At 61.3% G+C, this 19,959-nt stretch carries 18 protein-coding genes and 2 tRNA genes; 9 read left to right on the top strand and 11 right to left on the bottom strand.

Going from position 1 to position 19,959, the window contains the following annotated elements; all coding sequences use genetic code 11:
* Window positions 1–12 precede the first annotated feature (12 nt).
* From panB to IEG05_RS15155, 9 genes are all read left to right on the top strand, one after another.
* Window positions 13–813: a 3-methyl-2-oxobutanoate hydroxymethyltransferase gene (gene panB, locus IEG05_RS15195; protein WP_014819250.1), complete on the top strand. Its 801-nt coding sequence runs from the start codon at window positions 13–15 to the stop codon at window positions 811–813.
* Window positions 810–1,670 carry a pantoate--beta-alanine ligase gene (gene panC, locus IEG05_RS15190; protein WP_046620300.1) on the top strand — a complete coding sequence of 287 codons (861 nt, stop codon included), beginning with the start codon at window positions 810–812 and terminating at the stop codon, window positions 1,668–1,670. Before panB ends, panC begins: the two co-directional genes overlap by 4 nt.
* 83 nt (window positions 1,671–1,753) lie before the next feature.
* On the top strand, window positions 1,754–2,134 hold the full coding sequence (panD, locus tag IEG05_RS15185; protein WP_014597581.1) for an aspartate 1-decarboxylase: 381 nt from the start codon (window positions 1,754–1,756) through the stop codon (window positions 2,132–2,134).
* A gap of 361 nt (window positions 2,135–2,495) precedes the next feature.
* Entirely contained in the window at window positions 2,496–4,160 is a 1,665-nt protein-coding gene (pgi, locus tag IEG05_RS15180; RefSeq protein WP_014819248.1) for a glucose-6-phosphate isomerase, read from the top strand.
* 137 nt (window positions 4,161–4,297) lie between these two features.
* A complete protein-coding gene (locus IEG05_RS15175; protein WP_046620296.1) occupies window positions 4,298–5,173 on the top strand; it encodes an oxygenase MpaB family protein in 876 nt (291 codons plus the stop codon).
* A 64-nt stretch (window positions 5,174–5,237) separates the two neighbouring features.
* Window positions 5,238–6,254, top strand: a complete 1,017-nt coding sequence (locus tag IEG05_RS15170) for a class I SAM-dependent rRNA methyltransferase (RefSeq protein ID WP_046620294.1) — start codon at window positions 5,238–5,240, stop codon at window positions 6,252–6,254.
* Between the two features lie 85 nt (window positions 6,255–6,339).
* Window positions 6,340–9,264, top strand: a complete 2,925-nt coding sequence (locus IEG05_RS15165) for a DUF748 domain-containing protein (protein ID WP_191122338.1) — start codon at window positions 6,340–6,342, stop codon at window positions 9,262–9,264.
* A complete protein-coding gene (locus IEG05_RS15160; protein WP_046620290.1) occupies window positions 9,264–9,560 on the top strand; it encodes a DUF2845 domain-containing protein in 297 nt (98 codons plus the stop codon). Before IEG05_RS15165 ends, IEG05_RS15160 begins: the two co-directional genes overlap by 1 nt.
* A gap of 18 nt (window positions 9,561–9,578) precedes the next feature.
* On the top strand, window positions 9,579–9,890 hold the full coding sequence (locus tag IEG05_RS15155; RefSeq protein WP_042924350.1) for a DUF2845 domain-containing protein: 312 nt from the start codon (window positions 9,579–9,581) through the stop codon (window positions 9,888–9,890).
* A gap of 73 nt (window positions 9,891–9,963) precedes the next feature.
* Here the strand turns inward: IEG05_RS15155 and IEG05_RS15150 are convergent, their stop codons facing one another.
* From IEG05_RS15150 to secG, 11 genes are all read right to left on the bottom strand, one after another.
* Entirely contained in the window at window positions 9,964–10,332 is a 369-nt protein-coding gene (locus IEG05_RS15150) for a BON domain-containing protein (protein ID WP_046620288.1), read from the bottom strand.
* Between the two features lie 264 nt (window positions 10,333–10,596).
* Window positions 10,597–12,702, bottom strand: coding sequence for a polyribonucleotide nucleotidyltransferase (pnp, locus tag IEG05_RS15145; protein WP_046620286.1), 2,106 nt, complete (start codon window positions 12,700–12,702; stop codon window positions 10,597–10,599).
* Window positions 12,703–12,867: 165 nt separating this feature from the next.
* The gene (gene rpsO, locus IEG05_RS15140; RefSeq protein WP_003293213.1) at window positions 12,868–13,137 is read right to left on the bottom strand and encodes a 30S ribosomal protein S15; all 270 of its coding nucleotides are present in this window, start codon (window positions 13,135–13,137) and stop codon (window positions 12,868–12,870) included.
* 114 nt (window positions 13,138–13,251) lie between these two features.
* Window positions 13,252–14,169: a tRNA pseudouridine(55) synthase TruB gene (gene truB, locus IEG05_RS15135; protein ID WP_191122337.1), complete on the bottom strand. Its 918-nt coding sequence runs from the start codon at window positions 14,167–14,169 to the stop codon at window positions 13,252–13,254.
* A 2-nt stretch (window positions 14,170–14,171) separates the two neighbouring features.
* Window positions 14,172–14,561, bottom strand: a complete 390-nt coding sequence (gene rbfA / locus IEG05_RS15130) for a 30S ribosome-binding factor RbfA (protein ID WP_003280893.1) — start codon at window positions 14,559–14,561, stop codon at window positions 14,172–14,174.
* A 101-nt stretch (window positions 14,562–14,662) separates the two neighbouring features.
* On the bottom strand, window positions 14,663–17,164 hold the full coding sequence (gene infB, locus IEG05_RS15125; protein WP_046620281.1) for a translation initiation factor IF-2: 2,502 nt from the start codon (window positions 17,162–17,164) through the stop codon (window positions 14,663–14,665).
* Window positions 17,165–17,192: 28 nt separating this feature from the next.
* Window positions 17,193–18,674, bottom strand: coding sequence for a transcription termination factor NusA (gene nusA / locus IEG05_RS15120; protein WP_046620279.1), 1,482 nt, complete (start codon window positions 18,672–18,674; stop codon window positions 17,193–17,195).
* A 47-nt stretch (window positions 18,675–18,721) separates the two neighbouring features.
* Entirely contained in the window at window positions 18,722–19,180 is a 459-nt protein-coding gene (gene rimP / locus IEG05_RS15115; RefSeq protein ID WP_015275886.1) for a ribosome maturation factor RimP, read from the bottom strand.
* A gap of 127 nt (window positions 19,181–19,307) precedes the next feature.
* Window positions 19,308–19,384: transfer RNA gene (locus IEG05_RS15110), tRNA-Met, on the bottom strand.
* 96 nt (window positions 19,385–19,480) lie between these two features.
* A tRNA-Leu gene (locus tag IEG05_RS15105) sits at window positions 19,481–19,566 on the bottom strand.
* 7 nt (window positions 19,567–19,573) lie between these two features.
* The gene (secG, locus tag IEG05_RS15100) at window positions 19,574–19,957 is read right to left on the bottom strand and encodes a preprotein translocase subunit SecG (protein ID WP_046620278.1); all 384 of its coding nucleotides are present in this window, start codon (window positions 19,955–19,957) and stop codon (window positions 19,574–19,576) included.
* Window positions 19,958–19,959: the final 2 nt, after the last annotated feature.

Here is a 19,959-nt window from a genome sequence, read left to right as displayed (position 1 = left end):
AGGACGGCATTCATGCCAGACGTAACCCTGACCACGCTGCAAGGGCTCAAGCAGAAGGGCGAAAAGATCGTCATGCTCACCTGCTATGACGCCACCTTCGCCAAGACCGCCTGCGATGCGGGCGTCGAGATGCTTCTGATCGGCGATTCACTCGGCATGGTCCTGCAAGGTCACGACAGCACCCTGCCGGTCACCGTTGCCGATATGGCCTATCACACCGCCAGCGTCAAACGCGGTAATCGTGGCGCGATGATCGTCGCCGACCTGCCGTTCATGGCCAACGCCACCACCGAGCAGACCCTGAACAATTCGGCCGTGCTGATGCAGGCTGGCGCACACATGATCAAGCTGGAAGGCACTGCCTGGCTGGCCGAGTCGATCCGCCTGCTGGCCGAGCGTGGAATTCCAGTCTGCGCACACATGGGCCTGACGCCACAGGCGGTCAACATCTTCGGCGGTTACAAGGTACAAGGCCGCGAGGAAGCCCAGGCACTTCAGATGCTGGAGGACGCCAAGGCGCTGGAAGCCGCCGGTGCAGCCATGCTGCTGCTCGAATGCGTACCCAGCGAACTGGCTGCGCGCATCACCCGGGCGGTGCAGATTCCGGTGATCGGCATCGGCGCCGGCAGCGACACCGACGGCCAGGTGCTGGTGTTGCACGATATGCTCGGGCTCTCGCTCGGTGGCCGCGTACCGAAGTTCGTCAAGAACTTCATGCGTGAGCACGGTGACATCCCATCCGCCATCGCCGGCTACGTGAAGGCCGTCAAGGCCACCGAATTCCCCGCCGTCGAACACGGTTTCTCCGCATGAACATCGTCAAGACCATCGCCGACCTGCGTGCCGCAGTGTCCCGCGCCCGTGGGGAAGGCAAGCGCATCGGCTTCGTACCGACCATGGGCAACCTGCACGCCGGTCACATAGCGCTGGTGAAGAAGGCCGGGCAGCGCGCCGACTTCGTGGTCGCCAGCATCTTCGTCAATCCACTGCAGTTCGGCCCCAACGAAGACCTGGACAACTACCCGCGCACCCTCGCTGCGGATCAGGACAAGCTGTTCGAAGCCGGCTGCCACCTGCTCTTTGCGCCGAGCGTCGAAGAGATGTATCCGCACGGCCAGGCCCAGCAGACCATCGTTCGCGTGCCCGGCGTTTCCGAAGGTCTCTGCGGTGGCAGCCGCCCCGGGCATTTCGACGGTGTCTCCACCGTGGTCAGCAAGCTGTTCAACATGGTGCTACCGGACCTCGCCGTATTCGGTCAGAAAGACTTCCAGCAGCTGGCGGTGATCCGCACCATGGTCCGCGATCTGAACATGCCAGTGCAGATCCTCTCGGAGCCGATCGTTCGCGCCGCCGACGGCCTGGCGCTGTCTTCACGCAACGGCTATCTGAGTGCAGACGAGCGCGCCACGGCTCCGTCGCTGTACCGCACCCTGAGCCAGCTGGACGTAGCGATCCGGGGCGGTCGCCGCGACTACCCGGCGCTGATCGCCGAAGGCCTGAGCGCTTTGCAGGCTGCTGGCCTGCGCCCGGACTATCTGGAGATTCGCAACGCAATCGACCTGCAACCGGTCAGCGAGCGCTCCACCGAGCTGGTCATCCTCGCCGCCGCCTACCTGGGCAAGACGCGGCTGATCGACAACCTGCTGGTGGACATCCACACATCGGCCTGATCCCAGCCATTTGCCCGCAGCCTTGATCACGTTCAAGGCTTAAGGCACACTCTGCGCCGCTTGCGCACCCGGAGGACCCTGCCATGCACGCCATCATGCTCAAGGCCAAACTGCACCGCGCCCAGGTAACTCACTCGGTGCTCGATTATGAAGGTTCCTGCGCCATCGACGGCGAGTGGCTGGACCTGGCCGGCATCCGTGAATACGAACAGATCCAGATCTACAACGTCGACAATGGCGAGCGCTTCACCACCTACGCCATCCGCGGCGAGGAAGGTTCGAAGATCATCTCGGTCAACGGTGCCGCTGCTCACAAGGCCGGTGTCGGTCATCGCCTGATCATCTGTGCCTACGCCCACTACAGCGAGGCCGAGCTGGCCAATTTCAAACCGCATGTGCTGTACATGGGCGCCGACGGCGAGCTGAGCCATACCAGCAACGCCATCCCGGTACAGGTCGCCTGAGTCACCGTTCAGGTGTCGTCGAATAGAAGCCCGAAGTGTTCTGCACTTCGGGCTTTTTCGTTTGAACATGGCTGAACGGCCGATAGGTGGACGAACCAAAGCACAGGCCCGGGCAGAATAGAAGGCAATGGCCCGGAACGGAGTGGGGGTTTCCCCTGTCTGAGCTGACTCTGATGGCATAGGATGTGCCTTCACCGGCTCGGTGAAAGCCGGGTTCGGCCAGCATCCGCAGCATTCAGGAGGAGTGCCGGCGCGCCCGCACGGTCATACACATTACTGAATCCCGTCGCGACCAACGCGCGCCTGCGCGTGCAACTGCAGGGGTCCAGCGGCCTGTCAAAGCAAAGGAAGCCGCATCACCATGAGCTACTACCAGCATCCGCTCGATGTCACCGGCCTGCCGTCCTGGAAGGCCCTGGAAGAACACCGCCTGGCCATGCAGAACTTCAGCATGCGCGAAGCATTCAAGGCCGACCCGACGCGCTTCGATGATCTGTCGGTTTCCTGCAGCGGCCTGTTTCTCGACTACTCGAAGAACCTCATCACGCCCGAGACTCGCACCCTGCTGGTGAACCTGGCCCGCGAGGCCGGCGTCGAGCAGGCAGCCCATGCGATGTTCGAAGGCGAGCGCATCAACGCCTCGGAAAACCGTCCCGTGCTGCACACCGCCCTGCGCCGCCCGATGGGCGAATCGGTGATGGTCGACGGCAAGAACATCATGCGTGACGTGCACACCGCGCTGGCGCAGATGACCGACATCGTCACCCGCATCCACAACAACCTGTGGCGCGGCTTCAGCGACAAGACCATCACCGACGTAGTGAACATCGGCATCGGCGGCTCGTTCCTCGGCCCGCAGCTGGTATCCGAGGCGCTGTTGCCGTTCACCCAGCACGGCGTACGCACGCACTACCTGGCGAACATCGACGGCAGCGAATTCCGCGAAGTGACCGCCAAGCTGAATGTCGAAACCACGCTGTTCATCATCTCCAGCAAGACGTTCGGCACCCTCGAGACGCTGAAGAACGCCCAGGCCGCACGCACCTGGTATCTGGGCAAGGGCGGCACCGAAGAGAAGCTCTACCGCCACTTCATCGCCGTCACCAGCAACAAGCAGGCGGCGGTCGAATTCGGTATCCGCGAAAAGAACATCTTTCCGATGTGGGACTGGGTCGGCGGTCGCTATTCGCTGTGGTCGGCGATCGGCTTGCCCATCGCCCTGGCGATCGGCATGTCCAACTTCAAGGATCTGCTGTCCGGCGCCTACAGCATGGACCAGCATTTCCTCAGCGAGCCGTTCGAAAGCAACATGCCGGTGCTGCTGGCGATGCTCGGCGTCTGGTACCACAACTTCTGGGGTGCACAGAGCTACGCGTTCCTGCCTTACGACCACTACCTGCGCAACTTCGTCAAACACCTGCAGCAGATGGACATGGAGTCCAACGGCAAGAGTGTGCGCCAGGACGGCACACCGGTGTCCTGCACCACCGGCCCGGTGATCTGGGGCGGTGTCGGCTGTAACGGCCAACACGCCTACCACCAGCTGCTGCACCAGGGCACACCGCTGATCCCGGCCGACTTCATCGTGCCCGTGGTCAGCCACAACCCTGTCGCCGATCACCACGAGTGGCTCTACGCCAACTGCCTGTCGCAGAGCCAGGCCTTGATGCGCGGCAAGACGCGCGAAGAGGCCGAGGCTGAACTGCGCGCCAAGGGCCTCAGCGAGGCCGAGGTGCAGCGTCTCGCCCCGCACAAGGTGATCCCCGGCAACCGCCCGAGCAACACCGTGGTGATGGAAACCATCAGCCCCGGCCGCCTCGGCGCACTGATCGCGCTGTACGAGCACAAGGTCTTCGTACAAGGCGTGATCTGGGGGATCAACTCCTTCGATCAGTGGGGCGTGGAGCTCGGCAAGGATCTGGGCAAGGCCGTCTACAACCAGATGACCCGCTTCGATGCTGCGCCCGCAGAGGATGCCTCCACCCAGGGCCTGATCGACTTCTTCCGCGGCCGCCACCGCGGCTGATATCGCCGCTCGACCGGACAACAGTGCGGCGCTGCTGTCCGGTCTCTCCTCCTTCCCCCGTTACCACCGCCAATTGGCGAGCCCTCTGCGTCTGTTCAGGTAACATCGCCGCTTGCCAAGCCAACAGCGCTGTCACCATGGAATTCATTCGCCGTCATATCGAAACCCGCGTGCTCAGCCTTACCGGGCTGGCGATCGGCGGTGTCGATTACGAAAATCCTCCGGGCGATCCCGGCCTGTTCGGGCCTGAGTCCGTGTGCTGGTGCGTGCATGGCGACTTCACCTCGATGATGGTTGGCGGAATCTCCGCACTTCTATTGCAGGCGCTGCACCCGTTGGCGCTGTCCGGTGTGTGGGATCACTCTAATTTTCGCGAGGACCTGCTCGGCCGCCTGCGGCGCACCGGGCAGTTCATCTCCGCCACTACCTTCGGTAGCCACGCCGATGCCGACCGACTGATCGAGCGGGTCAAGCGGATTCATGCAGGCGTATCCGGTACGGCGCCGGATGGTCGTCCCTACGCCGCGTCGGATCCCGACCTGCTGACCTGGGTGCACGTCGCCGAGGTCAGCAGCTTTCTCAAGTCCCACTTGCGCTACCTCAATCCGGATCTACCCGCTGCCGAGCAGGATCGCTATTACGCCGAAGTGGCGCTGATCGCCGAGCGCCTCGGCGCCGGTGACGTGCCGCGTTCGCGCGCGCAGATCGAGGCTTATCTCGAGCGCACCAGCCCCCAGCTCCGGAGCGACGAGCGTGCGCTAGAAATCCTGCAGATACTGCGTACCGCCCCGGCACCCAGCCCCCTGCTCAGGCCCTTCGGAGCGCTGATGCTGCACGCTGGTGTCGAGCTCTTACCCGAATGGGCTCAGGAAATGCTTGGACTGACACTGAGCGAAAGCCGACGCCAGCTGATCCGCGCCGGGGTTCGCAGCACCGCGCCGGTAGTGCGCTGGGCCGTACGCAGCGGCTCGGTACACCGAGCGCGTCGACGCATGGGCCTGCCGCCACGCTAGCGCCAGGCAACCAGCGCAGCAATTCTTGATAGACTGCGCGCCCTTCTATTTCGAGTCGCCGCGCATGTCATCCCTCGCCCAGGCGCTGCGCGCCGCCTTCGATAGCCGCCGCCCACTGCTCGACGAATTGCAGCAGCAAGGCACCGATTGCTACCGGCTGTTCCATGGCAGCCAGGAAGGCGCGGCCGGCTTGACGGTCGATCGCTACGGCCCGCAGCTGATGGTGCAAAGCTTCCATCAAGCGCTCGACGCGCAAGCGCTGCAGAGCATCCATGACGAAGCCACCGACTTTCTCGGGCAACCGCTCCAGCTCATCTACAACGATCGCTCGCAGAGCAATTCACGGATCGACCGCAGCAACCAGGCGCATCAACCTGAGGACGTGGCGCTGGAAGATCAGGTCGCCCATGAGTGGGGCCTGCGCTATCGCGTGCGAGGTCGCCACAGCGGGCAGGACCCTCTGCTGTTCCTCGACCTGCGCAACGCCCGCGGCTGGGTCAAGCAACACAGCGCCGGCAAGTCAGTGCTCAATCTGTTTTCCTACACCTGCGGCGTCGGCCTGTGCGCCGCCGCAGGGGGAGCGGCGGAGGTCTGGAATGTCGATTTCGCCGAGCGCAACCTGGCAGTGGGCCGGGAAAACGGCGAGCTGAACCCTTCCCTGCCGCCAATGCAGTTCGTACATTCCGACTACTTCCCGGCGATCCGCCAACTGGCCGGTCTGCCGGTCAGCGCCCGTCGCGGACGAGCCTTGCCGGACTACCCGCGCCTGGTACAACGTCAGTTCGATTTGGTACTGCTCGATCCGCCCGCCTGGGCACGCAGCGCCTTCGGCACGGTGGACCTGCTGCGCGACTATCAGAGCCTGCTCAAACCGGCGTTGCTGGCAACCGCTGAAGATGGGGTGCTGATCTGCTGCAACAACCTGGCGAAGGTATCGATGGATGAGTGGCGGCCCCTGGTGCTGCGCTGCGCCGAGAAGGCCGGCAGGCCGGTACGCGAATGGCAGGCGCTGGCACCGGCTGCCGACTTCCCCTCGCGCGATGGGTTGCCCCCACTGAAGACCCTGATTCTGCGGCTTTGAGCGCATTGCCCGTATCGCTCAATTCGGGGAACCGCGTACGCGTGCCATACTCCAAGGCAACCATCCGCCAGGAATACTTCCGGTCATGCCCAATGGAATGAAGCGTACGTTCACCGGGGTGGCGCTCGTGCTGATCTGCTACAGCCTGCTTGGCTTTCTGATCCTGCCGGGTATCGCCCAGCGCATCGCCAATCAGCAGCTTGCGGCCTACGCAACCGTGCCGGCCAGCCTGCAACGTATCGAATTCAACCCGTTCAGCCTCGAGCTCTCGCTGTTCGGCCTGCGCATCGGCGAGCAGGACGATCGTCAGCTGGCCTTCGAGCGGCTCTTTCTCGACCTGCAGTGGGACAGCCTCTGGCAACGCACGCTGCACCTGGCCAATGTCGAGCTTATCGAGCCGGACGTCGAGGTGCGCTTCGCCGAAGATGGCACGCTCAATCTCAGCCGGCTGTTCGAGGTGCCTGAATCAGAGCCGACGACCAGCGAGGGCGGTGACATCTTCCCGCTGCGCATGGATCGTCTGCAACTGGCAGGCGGCCGCCTCGCCTTCCTGGACCAGCGCCCGAGCGAGCCGATTGCCCTGGTCTACGATTCACTGGATTTCAAACTGCACAACCTCGCCACCCGCAGCGACGGCAGCGACGGCAGCGACGGCAGCGACGGCAGCGACGGCAGCGCCGAGGCTCGTCTAACAGCCAGCGGGCCGAGCGGTGGGCGCATCGACTGGCAGGGCGATATCAGCCTGCAACCACTGACATCCAGCGGTCAGTTGCAGATCAGCGATCTCCAGCTCAAGGACCTGTGGCCCTATGTACGCGACGCCGTGCCGCTGACACTCAAGGATGGCAGTCTCCAGTTCAGCACGAACTATCGCCTGGACCTCAGCGATGACCTCGCGCTGCGACTGGAGAATGCCAAGGCCGCACTCGGCCCATTGGCCCTCGACAGCCCTGATGGGCACAAGCTGATCCGCATGGAGCGACTCGAGCTGAGCGAAACGTCGCTTGACCTGGCCAGGCAGCAGATCAGCATTGGCAAACTGCGCAGCCGCAATCTGGAAACCTGGGCGGCCCGGGAAGCGGACGGAGAACTCGACTGGCAGAAACTGTTCGCCTCGACCAGCGACAAGACAGATGCCGACGCGCCGGCCACGGACGACACAGCAAAGGGAGCCAACGTACCCTGGCAGGTGTTGTTACGCGACGCTCAGTTGCGCGACTACCGGGTCCATCTCGTCGACCGCGTCCCGGACGACGAAGTCGCGCTGGAGCTGGGCCCGCTAGATCTGAACATCAGCGAATTCGACAGCCTCGGCACCAGCCCCTTCTCCCTTGAACTGGAAACCGGAGTCGGCAAGCAAGGCGCCATCCAGGCCAACGGGCAACTACAGATGAGCCCCGTGAGCGGCAAGCTGGCGGTGACCACGCGAGATATCGACCTGCGCATCGCCCAGGCCTATCTCAGCCCACTGGTCCATCTGGAAGTGCGCAGCGGCCTGCTGGCCAGCGAACTCGAGGTCGAGCTGAAGTCCACCGAGCCGCTGGCCTTCAGCGTTCGGGGCAGCGTAGACGCCACTCAGCTGCATACGCTGGACACGATCAACAATCGCGATTTCGTCAAATGGCAGCGCCTGCAACTCAGCGGCCTCGACTACCAGCACCCGAGCGGCCTGACAATCGAGCGCGTCGACCTCAGCCAGCCTTATGCGCGCTTCATCATCAACCCGGACCTGAGCACCAACATCAACGACCTGCTGGTCGAGCGCAGTGAGGCTGGGGATGACAACGCACAGGCACAAGACTCCTCCGAGCCGCTGGCTATCCGTATCGGCGGCATTGCCATTGCCGACGGCTCGGCGAACTTTGCCGACTTCAGCCTGCGACCGCCCTTCGTCACCGCCATCCAGTCGCTCAACGGAGATATCGGCACCCTGGACAACCGCGCGCAGAAAGCCGCCTCGGTAAATGTCGCCGGCAAGGTGGATCAGTATGCGCCGGTCAGCATCAAGGGCAGCCTGACGCCATTCGATCCACTGCAGAGCCTCGACATCGCCACGAGCTTCCGCCAGGTCGAGTTGACCACGCTAACGCCCTACTCCGGCAAATTCGCCGGCTACCGGATTCGCAAGGGCCGCCTCAATCTGGATCTGCATTACCGGATTGAGCAGGGTCGTCTTAACGCAGAAAACAAGGTCGTTCTGGAGCAGCTTCAGCTTGGCGAGAAGGTCGACAGTCCTGATGCCGTGGATCTGCCTGTTCGGCTGGCGGTCGCCCTGCTCAAGGACAGCAAGGGCACCATCTCCATCGAATTGCCGGTGCAGGGCAACCTGAACGACCCGCAGTTCAGCGTCATGCCGATCGTCTGGCAGACGCTGCGCAATCTGGTGGTTCGCGCAGCCCGGGCGCCATTCAAGTTCATAGCCGGACTGGCCGGCGGAAGCGACGCCGACCTCAGCCATGTCGGCTTCGAACCGGCCAGCAGCGAGCTGGATAGCGAAGCGCGCAAACGTCTGGACACGCTGGCCTCGGCCCTGAAGCAACGTCCGGCTCTACGCCTGGAGGTGGAAGGCATGAGCGCCGCTGCCGTCGATGGCGCGCTGCTGGCCGAGCAACGCCTACAGCAAGAGTTCCGCGAAACCCAGTATCGAATCCTGCAGCGTCGTGGCGACAAGGTGCCCGCGGACGCCAGTCAGATCCAGGTCGAAGCGGAAGACGAGGCCGCGTTGCTGGAAGGCATCTACCGCAGTCGCCTCAAGCAGCAGCCGCCAGCCGAGTGGCGCGAACTGGACGACGAAGAGCGCGCCGCACAGATGCGCAAGGCCGTGCTCGATTCCTGGAGGGACAGTGCAGCGTTGCTGCGCCGCCTCAGCCGCGAACGTGCGGCCGCGATAAAGGGCTATCTGGTAGACGTGGGCCTGGACTCGGAGCGGGTGTACCTGCTGGACACCGGCACAACCGAACAGGGAAGCGACGGTAAGGTCGCGACGGCGATGCACCTGGGGAGTGAATGATGATCTCGCGTAAATACGTTGTTGCTTGTGTACTGCTGGCCGCGTTTTCCGGGGCTCACGCCGATACCCTTCGTTGCGGGAGCCAGCTCGTCACCACGGGTGACCGCGCCTTCGAAGTGGAAAGCAAGTGCGGCGTGCCGAAGCACCGCGATCTTGTCGGCTACACGCTCAGCCGTAACGACCGCCAGGAGTTCGCGCTGGAGGAATGGGTTTACGGTCCGCGTAATGGCATGCTCAGCATCCTGACCTTCGAAGGCAACCGCCTGGTTCGCATTGAAACCCGCAGAGCCAACTGATCCCCTGGAGCCATACCGATGGACCGTCGCGTTCCCGCCACACTTCTGCTTTGCCTGTTGCTGGTCACCCTGCAAGCGCAGGCCTCTTCTACCTATCGCTGCAACAGCCGCCTGGTGAGTCTGGAAGCCACCACGGCCGAGGTTCGCAGCAAATGCGGCGAGCCATCCAGCGCCGCCTTGGTAGGTTACAAGGAGATCGTTGATGATCATGGCTACCAACAGGAGGTGCCTGTCGAGGAATGGGTCTACGGGCCGAACAACGGCATGCTCCATTTCCTGCGATTCGAAGGCAATCGTCTCCGGCAGATCACCAGTGAGCGAGGAAACTAGGACACAAAAAACCCCACTATAGAGTGGGGTTTTCTGATTTGCGCCCCGCCAGCTACTGGCGAGGAGAACTCTGTTACTCGGCGGCTTTCAGGCCGTCGGCAGAGACTTCACGAACGCCTTTGATGCCCTTGGCCTTGGCCACGGCAGCTTCTTTCTCGGCTTCGGTAGCTACGGTCCCGGACAGCGAAACAACGCCATCCTTGGTTTCCACTTCTATGTCCATGCCGGGAGTCGCGTCTTCGGCCAGCAGGGTGGATTTCACCTTGGTGGTGATCCAGGTATCGGAAGCAGCATCACCGGCATCGTCCATAGTGTTGGCGGCCAGCATGACGGTATCGTTCTTGTCGATGGCAGGCGTGGTATCGGCCAGAGCGGCGCCGGCGAACGGCAGGCTAAGAGCAGCGGCGATGGCAGCGGCAGTAAGTGTCTGAGTAGTCTTCATAGATGTCACTCCTGTTCTCGTGGTTTCTGGGGCATGACTCCGGCCTCAGATGCACGAATAACAGCGCAAGCGTTGTGCCAACTTGCTGTTATTTTTTTATCCTTAATAATCAATAAGTTATGCATGGCAGCAATTCACGAGTTACTTGCACATTGCAAGTTTCCCCCGGCCGCTGCGTGCATCTTGCAATCTCGCACAGGCATTGAATAAATATCACGACCAAACAAAAAGGGCCCGAAGGCCCTTCTGTTCAACTGCCAGCTGTCAAACGCCAGAGGCTTCAGCGGCGGCAACGTCCTTGATGGAGAGCTTGATACGGCCGCGGTTGTCCACGTCCAGCACCAGCACCTTCACTTCCTGACCTTCTTTAAGCACATCGGTGACTTTCTCGATACGCTGATCGCTGATCTGCGAGATGTGCACCAAGCCATCCTTGCCCGGGAGGATGTTTACGAACGCGCCGAAGTCGACGATGCGCTCGATCTTGCCGACGTAGATCTTGCCGATTTCGGCTTCAGCGGTGATGCCCAGTACGCGCTGCTTGGCCGCCTCTGCCGCTTCCTTGGTTTCGCCGAAGATCTTGATCGAGCCATCGTCTTCGATGTCGATCGAGGCCTTGGTCTCTTCGCAGATAGCGCGAATGGTAGCGCCGCCCTTGCCGATCACGTCGCGGATCTTGTCCTGGTCGATCTTCATGGCGATCATGGTCGGCGCGTTGGCCGACAGCTCGCTGCGTGACTGGGCGATGACCTGGTTCATCTGGCCGAGGATGTTCAGGCGAGCTTCCAGAGCCTGCTCCAGCGCCTGCTCCATGATCTCTTCGGTGATTCCCTGGATTTTGATGTCCATCTGCAGCGCGGTCACGCCCTTGGCGGTACCGGCTACCTTGAAGTCCATGTCGCCCAGGTGATCTTCGTCACCGAGGATGTCGGTCAGAACGGCAAACTTCTCGCCTTCCTTGACCAGACCCATGGCGATACCGGCCACCGGAGCCTTCATTGGCACACCAGCGTCCATAAGGGCCAGGGAAGCACCGCAGACGGAAGCCATGGAGGACGAACCATTGGATTCGGTGATTTCCGACACTACACGGATGGTGTAGGGGAATTCGTCGGCGCTCGGCAGCATGGCGGCGACGCCACGACGGGCCAGACGACCGTGGCCGATTTCGCGACGGCCAGTAGCACCCATGCGACCACACTCGCCCACCGAGTACGGCGGGAAGTTGTAGTGCAGCATGAAGGGGTCTTTCTTCTCGCCTTCGAGGGTGTCGAGCAGCTGTGCGTCACGGGCGGTGCCGAGAGTGGCAACTACCAGAGCCTGGGTCTCACCACGGGTGAACAGCGCCGAACCGTGGGTCTTGTCGAGTACGCCGACCTCGATGTTCAGCCCGCGGACGGTGCGGGTGTCGCGACCATCGATGCGTGGCTTGCCATTGACGATGTTCTCGCGAACGGTGCGATATTCGATCTCACCGAAGGCATCCTTCACTTCGCCGGCAGACGGCTGGCCTTCTTCACCGGAGAACTTGGCAACGACCTGGTCCTTCAGCTCACCCAGGCGCGCGTAGCGGTCCTGCTTGATGGTGATGGTGTAAGCCTGGGAGATGGCTTCGCCGAACTCGGCACGGATGGCATCCAGCAACGCGGTGTTGGCCTGCGGAGCAGTCCAGTCCCAGCGCGGCTTGCCGGCTTCGGCGGCGAGCTCTTCGACAGCCTTGATCACGGCCTGGAACTCGTCATGGGCGAACAGCACGGCGCCCAGCATCTGGTCTTCGGTCAGCTCTTTGGCTTCCGACTCGACCATCAGTACGGCGTCCTTGGTGCCGGCCACGACCATGTCCAGGCTGGAAGCCTTGAGCTGCTCGTAGTTCGGGTTCAGCAGGTAGCCGGTTTCCGGATGGAAGGCCACGCGTGCGGCGCCGATCGGGCCGTCAAACGGAATACCGGAAACAGCCAGGGCGGCCGAAGTACCGATCATCGCGGCGATGTCCGGATCAGTCTTCTTGCTGGTGGAAACGACGGTACAGATGACCTGCACTTCGTTCTGGAAACCTTCCGGAAACAGCGGACGGATCGGACGATCGATCAGGCGAGAGGTCAGGGTTTCTTTCTCGGAAGGACGCGCCTCCCGCTTGAAGAAGCCGCCAGGGATCTTGCCGGCTGCGTAGGTCTTCTCCTGGTAATGCACGGAGAGCGGGAAGAACCCCTTGCTCGGATCGGCGGTCTTGGCACCGACCACGGTTACCAGCACGGTGACGTCGTCATCGACGGTGACCAGCACTGCGCCGGAGGCCTGGCGAGCGATACGACCCGTTTCCAGGGTTACGGTCGACTGACCGAATTGAAACTTCTTGATTACCGGATTCACGGTTTTTCCTTCTCTTTGTTGCCTTGGGGAAATTGGCAGAACGCCCGGGAGTCGGCCCGGAACGACCTGCAAGAAAGCCAAAAGCTGGAAGACCGAAGCTGATCGAGGGGATATCCCACTTTCAACTTCAGGCTTCCAGCTTCCGGCTTCCAGCGCGGGCGCGTCTTAGCGACGCAGACCCAGACGACCGATCAGGGTGCTGTAACGAGTGGTGTCCTTACCCTTCAGGTAATCCAGCAGCTTGCGGCGCTGGTTAACCATACGGATCAGACCACGACGCGAGTGGTGGTCTTTGCCGTTGGCCTTGAAGTGGTCCTGCAGCTTGTTGATGTTGGCGGTCAGCAGGGCTACCTGCACTTCCGGAGAACCGGTATCGCCTTCAGCTTGCTTGTACTCGTTAACGATCTGGGCTTTTTCTTCAACGCTCAGTGCCATGATAGGGCTCCTTGAGTGAACAGGCCGGGAATCATCCCGTGTTTAATAAAGAGAAATGACCGTGCCTGCTGACAGCCACCCTCTGACGCAACGCGCGAACGCGCCGCGTAACGGTCATTCCGACCGAATCAACCGACGTGGCGCGATGCGCCCGTCTTCGCTCACTTCACCGATACCGATGAAGCGACCATTGTTATCCTGTACGCGAACCATGCCGTACTTGGGAGCTTCTGGCGCCCGCACCGGTTGTCCATGCAGCCAGTAATAGGCACTGTGCTCGGACAACTGCAACAACGGCCAATGCTCAAGCCCGCTGTCCACCGGTTGCAAGAGACTATCCAGCGCCTCGGCACCACCCTCACCATGCAACTGCTCAAGCGTTTCGAGCGTTACCGTCTGCGACAGGTCGAACGGCCCGGCCTGGGTTCGCCGCAGCTCGGCAACGTGCGCACCACAGCCGAGCAACTGGCCGATGTCTTCGACCAAGGTGCGGATATAGGTGCCTTTGCTGCATGCAACGGCGAGTCGCGCCTTGTCGCCGTCAAGCGAGAGCAACTCCAAGCGCGCAATATTAACAGAACGCGGCTCGCGCTCCACCACCTCTCCGGCACGCGCCAGTTTGTACAGCGGCTGGCCGTCCCGCTTGAGCGCCGAATACATCGGCGGCACCTGCAGGATGTCACCGCGAAACTGCGGCAGCAGCGCCTCCAGCTTCTTGACGGTGACCGCGACCGGCTTGCGCTCCAGGACCTCGCCTTCGGCATCGGCGGTGGTCGTGGTGACCCCCAGCTGCATGACCGTCTCGTAGGCCTTGTCCGCGTCCAGAAGGTACTGCGAGAACTTGGTGGCCTCGCCAAAACACAGCGGCAACACACCAGTGGCAAGAGGGTCGAGACTTCCGGTATGCCCAGCTTTTTCCGCGTTGAGCAACCAGCGGACCTTCTGCAAGGCCGCATTGGAGGTGAACCCGCGCGGCTTGTCGAGCAGGATGATGCCATTCACGTTACGGCGTACACGCTTGACCTGTGCCACACCTATTCTCCGCGCTCATCGCTGTGCTTGCGATCTTCCGCCACTGCGCGCTCGATCAGCGAGCTCAACTCGACACCACGACGAATGCTGGCGTCGTAGTTGAAATGCAGTTGCGGAACAGTGCGCAGCTTCATGCTCTTGCCCAGCTGCATGCGCAGGAATCCGGCAGCGTCGTTAAGGATGCGCAAGTTGCCCTTGACCGCCTCCTGGTCGTCGTCCTGCCCCATGATGGTGATGAAGATCTTCGCGTGGGAAAGATCACGACTGACGTCGACCGCAGTGATGGTGACCAGACCCAAACGCGGATCCTTGATCTCACGCTGAATGAGCAGCGCCAGTTCGCGCTGCATCTGATCGCCGATACGCTGGGTACGACTGAATTCTTTGGCCATAAATTTCCACCCGTTTAAAAGCCGAAAGCTGGAAGCTCGAAGCGGTAACCGTCCCAAGCGGCCACCGACTCCTTGCTCCCAGCTTTCAGACTGACGCTTGCTTACAGCGAACGCGCCACTTCGACCTTCTCGAACACTTCGATCTTGTCGCCGACCTTGACGTCGTTGTAGCTCTTCACACCGATACCGCATTCCATGCCGGCGCGGACTTCCGCGACGTCATCTTTGAAGCGGCGCAGCGATTCCAGTTCGCCTTCGAAGATTACGACGTCGTCGCGCAGGACGCGGATCGGGCGATTGCGATGCACCAAGCCCTCGGTGACCATGCAACCGGCGATGGCGCCGAACTTCGGCGAACGGAACACGTCACGCACTTCGGCGATGCCGAGAATGTTCTCGCGAACGTCGCTGCCGAGCATACCGGTGAGCGCCTTCTTGACGTCCTCAATGATGTCGTAGATGACGTTGTAGTAGCGCATGTCCAGGCCTTCGGCCTCGACGATCTTGCGCGCCCCCGCATCAGCCCGAACGTTGAAGCCGAACAGCACGGCGTTGGAGGCCAGTGCGAGGTTGGCATCGGATTCGGTGATACCACCGACACCGCCACCCACCACACGAACCTGCACTTCGTCGTTGCCCAGGCCGTTGAGAGAGCCCTGCAGCGCTTCGAGCGAGCCGCGCACGTCTGCCTTGAGCACGATGTTGAGCGTCTTCTTCTCGTCCTGACCCATGGTCTCGAAGATGTTCTCCAGCTTGCCGGCATGGGCACGAGCCAGTTTCACTTCGCGGAACTTGCCCTGGCGGAACAACGCAACTTCACGGGCCTTCTTCTCGTCGGCCACAACGGTCAGGTCGTCACCGGCTTCCGGCGTACCATCCAGGCCGAGGATCTCGACCGGAATCGACGGGCCGGCTTCCTTCACAGGCTTGCCGTTCTCGTCGAGCATCGCACGAACGCGACCGAAGTTGACGCCACACAGGACCATGTCACCCTGACGCAGAGTACCGTCCTGAACCAGCACGGTGGCTACCGGACCGCGACCCTTGTCAAGGCGCGACTCGACCACCACACCGCGACCAGGCGCAGACGGCGTTGCCTTGAGCTCGAGGAGCTCGGCCTGCAGCAGAACGGCTTCGAGCAGTTCGTCGACGCCGGTACCCATCTTCGCGGAGACCGGAATGAACGGCGTGTCGCCGCCCCACTCTTCCGGAATCACGTCGAGCGCGCCTAGGCCGTTCTTGATGTTGTCCGGATTCGCATCCGGCTTGTCGATCTTGTTCACCGCGACCACGATCGGTACGCCGGCAGCCTTGGCGTGCTGGACGGCTTCCTGCGTCTGAGGCATCACGCCGTCATCCGCCGCGACCACCAGGATCACGATGTCGGTGGCCTTGGCACCACGAGCACGCATGGCGGTAAACGCCGCGTGACCAGGGGTGTCGAGGAAGGTGACCATGCCACGCTCGGTTTCGACGTGATAGGCACCGATATGCTGGGTGATACCACCAGCCTCGCCGACAGCCACCTTGGCGCGACGAATGTAGTCGAGCAGCGACGTCTTGCCATGGTCAACGTGACCCATCACGGTCACGACCGGCGCACGCGAGACCGACTCACCTTCGAACTTCAGCAGCTCGGCCAACTGCTCTTCCAGAGCGTTGTCGCTGACCAGCTTGACCTTGTGGCCCAGCTCTTCGGCAACCAGCTGAGCAGTTTCCTGATCCAGCACCTGGTTGATGGTGACGGGCGAGCCCATTTTGAACATGAACTTGATGACTTCGGCCGCTTTCACCGACATCTGCTGGGCCAGTTCGGCCACAGTGATGGTTTCGCCGATCGACACTTCGCGCACTACAGGTCCTGTTGGGCTCTGGAACCCATGCTGATTACGCTTCTTGAGCTTGGACTTGCCGCGACCGCCGCGACGGAAACCATCGGCCTCGTCTTCACCGGTACGTACGGTACGCGCCAGCGGAGCCTTGGTCTTGAGCGAAGGACGATGCTGCGCATGCTTGCGATCACGACGCTCGTCGTCATCACTGCGTGGCTTCTCGACACGACGAGGCTCTTCCTTCTTACGCTCAGGCGCAGGAGCCACAGGCTCGACCGCAACCGGTGCAGGTTCGGCGCTCACCGCCGGCTCAACAGCTGCTGGCGTAGAGGCCTCGCCCTGAGGCTTGACCGACTCAGCCTGACGGCGTGCTTCTTCTTCGGCACGCTCGCGCGCGTCCTGCTCGGCCTTCAGGCGAGCAGCCTCTTCAGCCGCGCGCTGCTCCTCGGCTTCGCGACGCTGTTCGGCTTCGATTTCCTCGGTGCTGCGCTTGACGAAGGTCTTCTTCTTGCGCACTTCAACGCTGATGGTCTTGCTACCGCCAACCTTGAGTTTGGTAGTGGTCTTGCGCTGCAAGGTGATCTTGCGCGGCTCGTCCACTTTCGCCCCGTGGCTGCTTTTCAAATGGGCCAACAGGGCCTGTTTCTCGTTATCGGTCACTACTTGCTCGGCGCTGGTGTGCGACAGTCCTGCCTCACGCATCTGCTGAAGCAGTCGCTCGACCGGTGTGGCGACCACCTGGGCCAGTTCTTTCACCGTGACTTGCGTCATGCATTTCTCTCCTCAGGCCGCTAATTACTTACTCGAACCAATGGGCTCGGGCGGCCATGATCAGCTTGCCGGCACGCTCTTCATCGATGCCGTCTATGTCGAGCAGGTCGTCTATCGACTGCTCGGCCAGGTCTTCGCGGGTGATGACGCCCCGCACGGCCAACTCGACCGCCAGTTCTTTATCCATGCCATCGAGTGCCAGCAGATCTTCAGCCGGCTGAGCATCCGCAAGCTTCTCCTCGTTGGCGATGGCCTTGGTCAGCAGGCGATCTTTGGCCCGCGTACGCAGCTCATTGACGATGTCTTCGTCGAAGCCTTCGATGCCAAGCATTTCCTCCATGGGGACATAGGCAATCTCTTCGAGGGAGGTGAAGCCCTCTTCCACCAGCACCTGTGCAAGTTCCTCATCAACGTCCAACTCATCAATGAAGTTGCGCAGGATGTCACCGGTTTCTTCCTGCTGCTTGGCCTGGATGTCCGCTTCAGTCATGACGTTGAGCGTCCAACCACTAAGCTGACTGGCCAGACGCACATTCTGACCGCCACGGCCGATCGCCTGCGCCAGATTGTCTTCGGCAACCGCGATATCCATGGCGTGAGCGTCTTCGTCGACGATGATCGCGGCCACTTCAGCCGGAGCCATCGCATTGATGACAAACTGAGCCGGGTTCTCATCCCACAGGACGATATCGACGCGCTCGCCGCCGATTTCGCCAGAGACGGCCTGAACCCGCGAACCGCGCATGCCGATGCAGGCGCCCTGCGGATCGATGCGCTTGTCCTTGGAGCGAACGGCGATCTTGGCCCGCGAACCAGGATCACGCGACGCCCCCATGACCTCAATGAGGCCTTCGGCGATTTCTGGCACTTCGATGCGGAACAGCTCGATCAGCATCTGCGGCGCAGTACGCGACAGAATCAACTGCGGGCCGCGGTTCTCAGTGCGAATTTCCTTGAGCAGTGCGCGAACACGGGCACCGACGCGGAAAGTTTCACGCGCAATGATGTCTTCTCGGGCAAGCAATGCTTCGGCGTTGTTGCCCAGATCGACGATTACGCTGTCGCGGGTAACTTTTTTGACCGTACCGGAAATGATCTCGCCCAGACGATCGCGGTAGGCTTCTACCACCTGCGCACGCTCGGCCTCGCGCACTTTCTGCACGATCACCTGTTTGGCGGTCTGCGCGGCGATACGCCCGAATTCGATAGACTCGATCTTCTCTTCGAACACATCACCGAGCTTGGCGTCTGGATTGCGCTCCTGAGCCTGATCGAGCGCCAGCTGATGGGCTGGATCATCGAAATGCTCATCGTCGACCACGGTCCAGCGACGGAACGTTTCGTAACTGCCGTTCTGGCGATTGATTTCTACACGCAGATCAACTTCGTCTTCGTAACGCTTCTTGGTAGCCGTGGCCAAGGCCAGCTCCAGCGCTTCGAAAATCACACTAGCCGGTACGCCCTTTTCATTGGACACCGACTCCACAACCAGCAGTACTTCTTTGCTCATCGTACGCCTCGCCTTTCGCAATCCATTGGGGTCCGCGGGATCCGTTCTCAGTCAAAACGGGGAATGATGTTGGCCTTATCGATCATGTCGATCGGCAGCAGGTATTCATGATCATCTACCAGCACCACAACATCCTGCTCTTCCACCCCACGGAGAAGACCCTGGAAATTGCGCCTGCCCTCGAAGGGCGAGCGCAGCTTTATTTTTACCTGGTCACCGACATGGGCGGTGTACTGCTCAATGGTGAACAGGGGCCGATCCATACCGGGAGAAGAAACCTCAAGGGTGTAGTCCACGCTGATCGGATCTTCCACGTCGAGCACACCACTCAATTGACGGCTGACCTTCTCGCAGTCGTCGATGAGGATGCCGTCGGCATGGTCGATATAGACTCGCAGCAGTGAATGCCGCCCCTGGGAAATGAACTCAATACCCCAGCACTGATAGCCAAGCGCCTCAACCACCGGGGCCAACAAGGCCTGCAACTGTTCTAGCTTGCTCGACATCGAAGTCCCTCGCGCATGCTGTACAAATGAAAAATGGGCGAAACGCCCATCCCTTTGACCGCCTGTAAATGCCGGCGACCTGGCCTCAAGCTAATAAAAAGCCCCTGTACAGGGGCTCTTTATTGACTGGTTGCGGGGGCTGGATTTGAACCAACGACCTTCGGGTTATGAGCCCGACGAGCTACCAGACTGCTCCACCCCGCGTCAAACTGGGCACGAATTATACGACTCACGCCTGATACAGGTCAACTTAAAACCCTTAAAACACAAGAAAGCCCGCACTAGGCGGGCCTGCTTGTTTGGTACCGAGGAGGGGACTCGAACCCCTACAGCCTATGGCCACTACCACCTCAAGGTAGCGTGTCTACCAATTCCACCACCTCGGCAAAAACCTTATTGCCCTTTTTCTACCTCAGGCAGATCACTAGCAGCATCTGCCGGCTTGCGCTGCTCGAGCACAGGCACATCTTCTACCGCCGGCATACTGACCGGAACTTCCAGCACAGCTGGATCCGGCAACCCCGCCTGAGACAACTGATCAGCCTGCTGCTTCGCGAAGAACGCCAAACCGAGACTAGTCACGAAAAAAACGCCGGCGAGTATAGCAGTAAGACGACTCAAAAAGGTAGCAGAACCTTGGCTTCCGAAAACAGTTGCCGAAGCACCCGAACCAAAAGAAGCACCAGCATCCGCACCCTTGCCCTGCTGCAGAAGCACCAGCGCAACAACACCTAGAGCAACCAGCAGATGCACCACAATCACGACAGTCTGCAACATCT

Origin of the sequence: Stutzerimonas kunmingensis, from assembly GCF_014764705.1 — a bacterium.
Lineage (GTDB): Bacteria > Pseudomonadota > Gammaproteobacteria > Pseudomonadales > Pseudomonadaceae > Stutzerimonas.
The sequence above is the reverse complement of the archived record's forward strand: the minus strand, read 5'-3'. Positions and strand labels throughout refer to the sequence as shown.

Bases quoted from the DNA above. Each gene is read 5' to 3' on its own strand.
- IEG05_RS15150 (WP_046620288.1), bottom strand. From the start codon at position 10,332: ATGAAGACTACTCAGACACTTACTGCCGCTGCCATCGCCGCTGCTCTT.
- nusA (WP_046620279.1), bottom strand. From the start codon at position 18,674: ATGAGCAAAGAAGTACTGCTGGTTGTGGAGTCGGTGTCCAATGAAAAG.
- rpsO (WP_003293213.1), bottom strand. From the start codon at position 13,137: ATGGCACTGAGCGTTGAAGAAAAAGCCCAGATCGTTAACGAGTACAAG.
- panC (WP_046620300.1), top strand. From the start codon at position 810: ATGAACATCGTCAAGACCATCGCCGACCTGCGTGCCGCAGTGTCCCGC.
- panD (WP_014597581.1), top strand. From the start codon at position 1,754: ATGCACGCCATCATGCTCAAGGCCAAACTGCACCGCGCCCAGGTAACT.
- panB (WP_014819250.1), top strand. From the start codon at position 13: ATGCCAGACGTAACCCTGACCACGCTGCAAGGGCTCAAGCAGAAGGGC.
- rimP (WP_015275886.1), bottom strand. From the start codon at position 19,180: ATGTCGAGCAAGCTAGAACAGTTGCAGGCCTTGTTGGCCCCGGTGGTT.
- secG (WP_046620278.1), bottom strand. From the start codon at position 19,957: ATGTTGCAGACTGTCGTGATTGTGGTGCATCTGCTGGTTGCTCTAGGT.
- infB (WP_046620281.1), bottom strand. From the start codon at position 17,164: ATGACGCAAGTCACGGTGAAAGAACTGGCCCAGGTGGTCGCCACACCG.
- rbfA (WP_003280893.1), bottom strand. From the start codon at position 14,561: ATGGCCAAAGAATTCAGTCGTACCCAGCGTATCGGCGATCAGATGCAG.
- IEG05_RS15160 (WP_046620290.1), top strand. From the start codon at position 9,264: ATGATCTCGCGTAAATACGTTGTTGCTTGTGTACTGCTGGCCGCGTTT.
- IEG05_RS15165 (WP_191122338.1), top strand. From the start codon at position 6,340: ATGCCCAATGGAATGAAGCGTACGTTCACCGGGGTGGCGCTCGTGCTG.
- pgi (WP_014819248.1), top strand. From the start codon at position 2,496: ATGAGCTACTACCAGCATCCGCTCGATGTCACCGGCCTGCCGTCCTGG.
- IEG05_RS15155 (WP_042924350.1), top strand. From the start codon at position 9,579: ATGGACCGTCGCGTTCCCGCCACACTTCTGCTTTGCCTGTTGCTGGTC.
- IEG05_RS15170 (WP_046620294.1), top strand. From the start codon at position 5,238: ATGTCATCCCTCGCCCAGGCGCTGCGCGCCGCCTTCGATAGCCGCCGC.
- IEG05_RS15175 (WP_046620296.1), top strand. From the start codon at position 4,298: ATGGAATTCATTCGCCGTCATATCGAAACCCGCGTGCTCAGCCTTACC.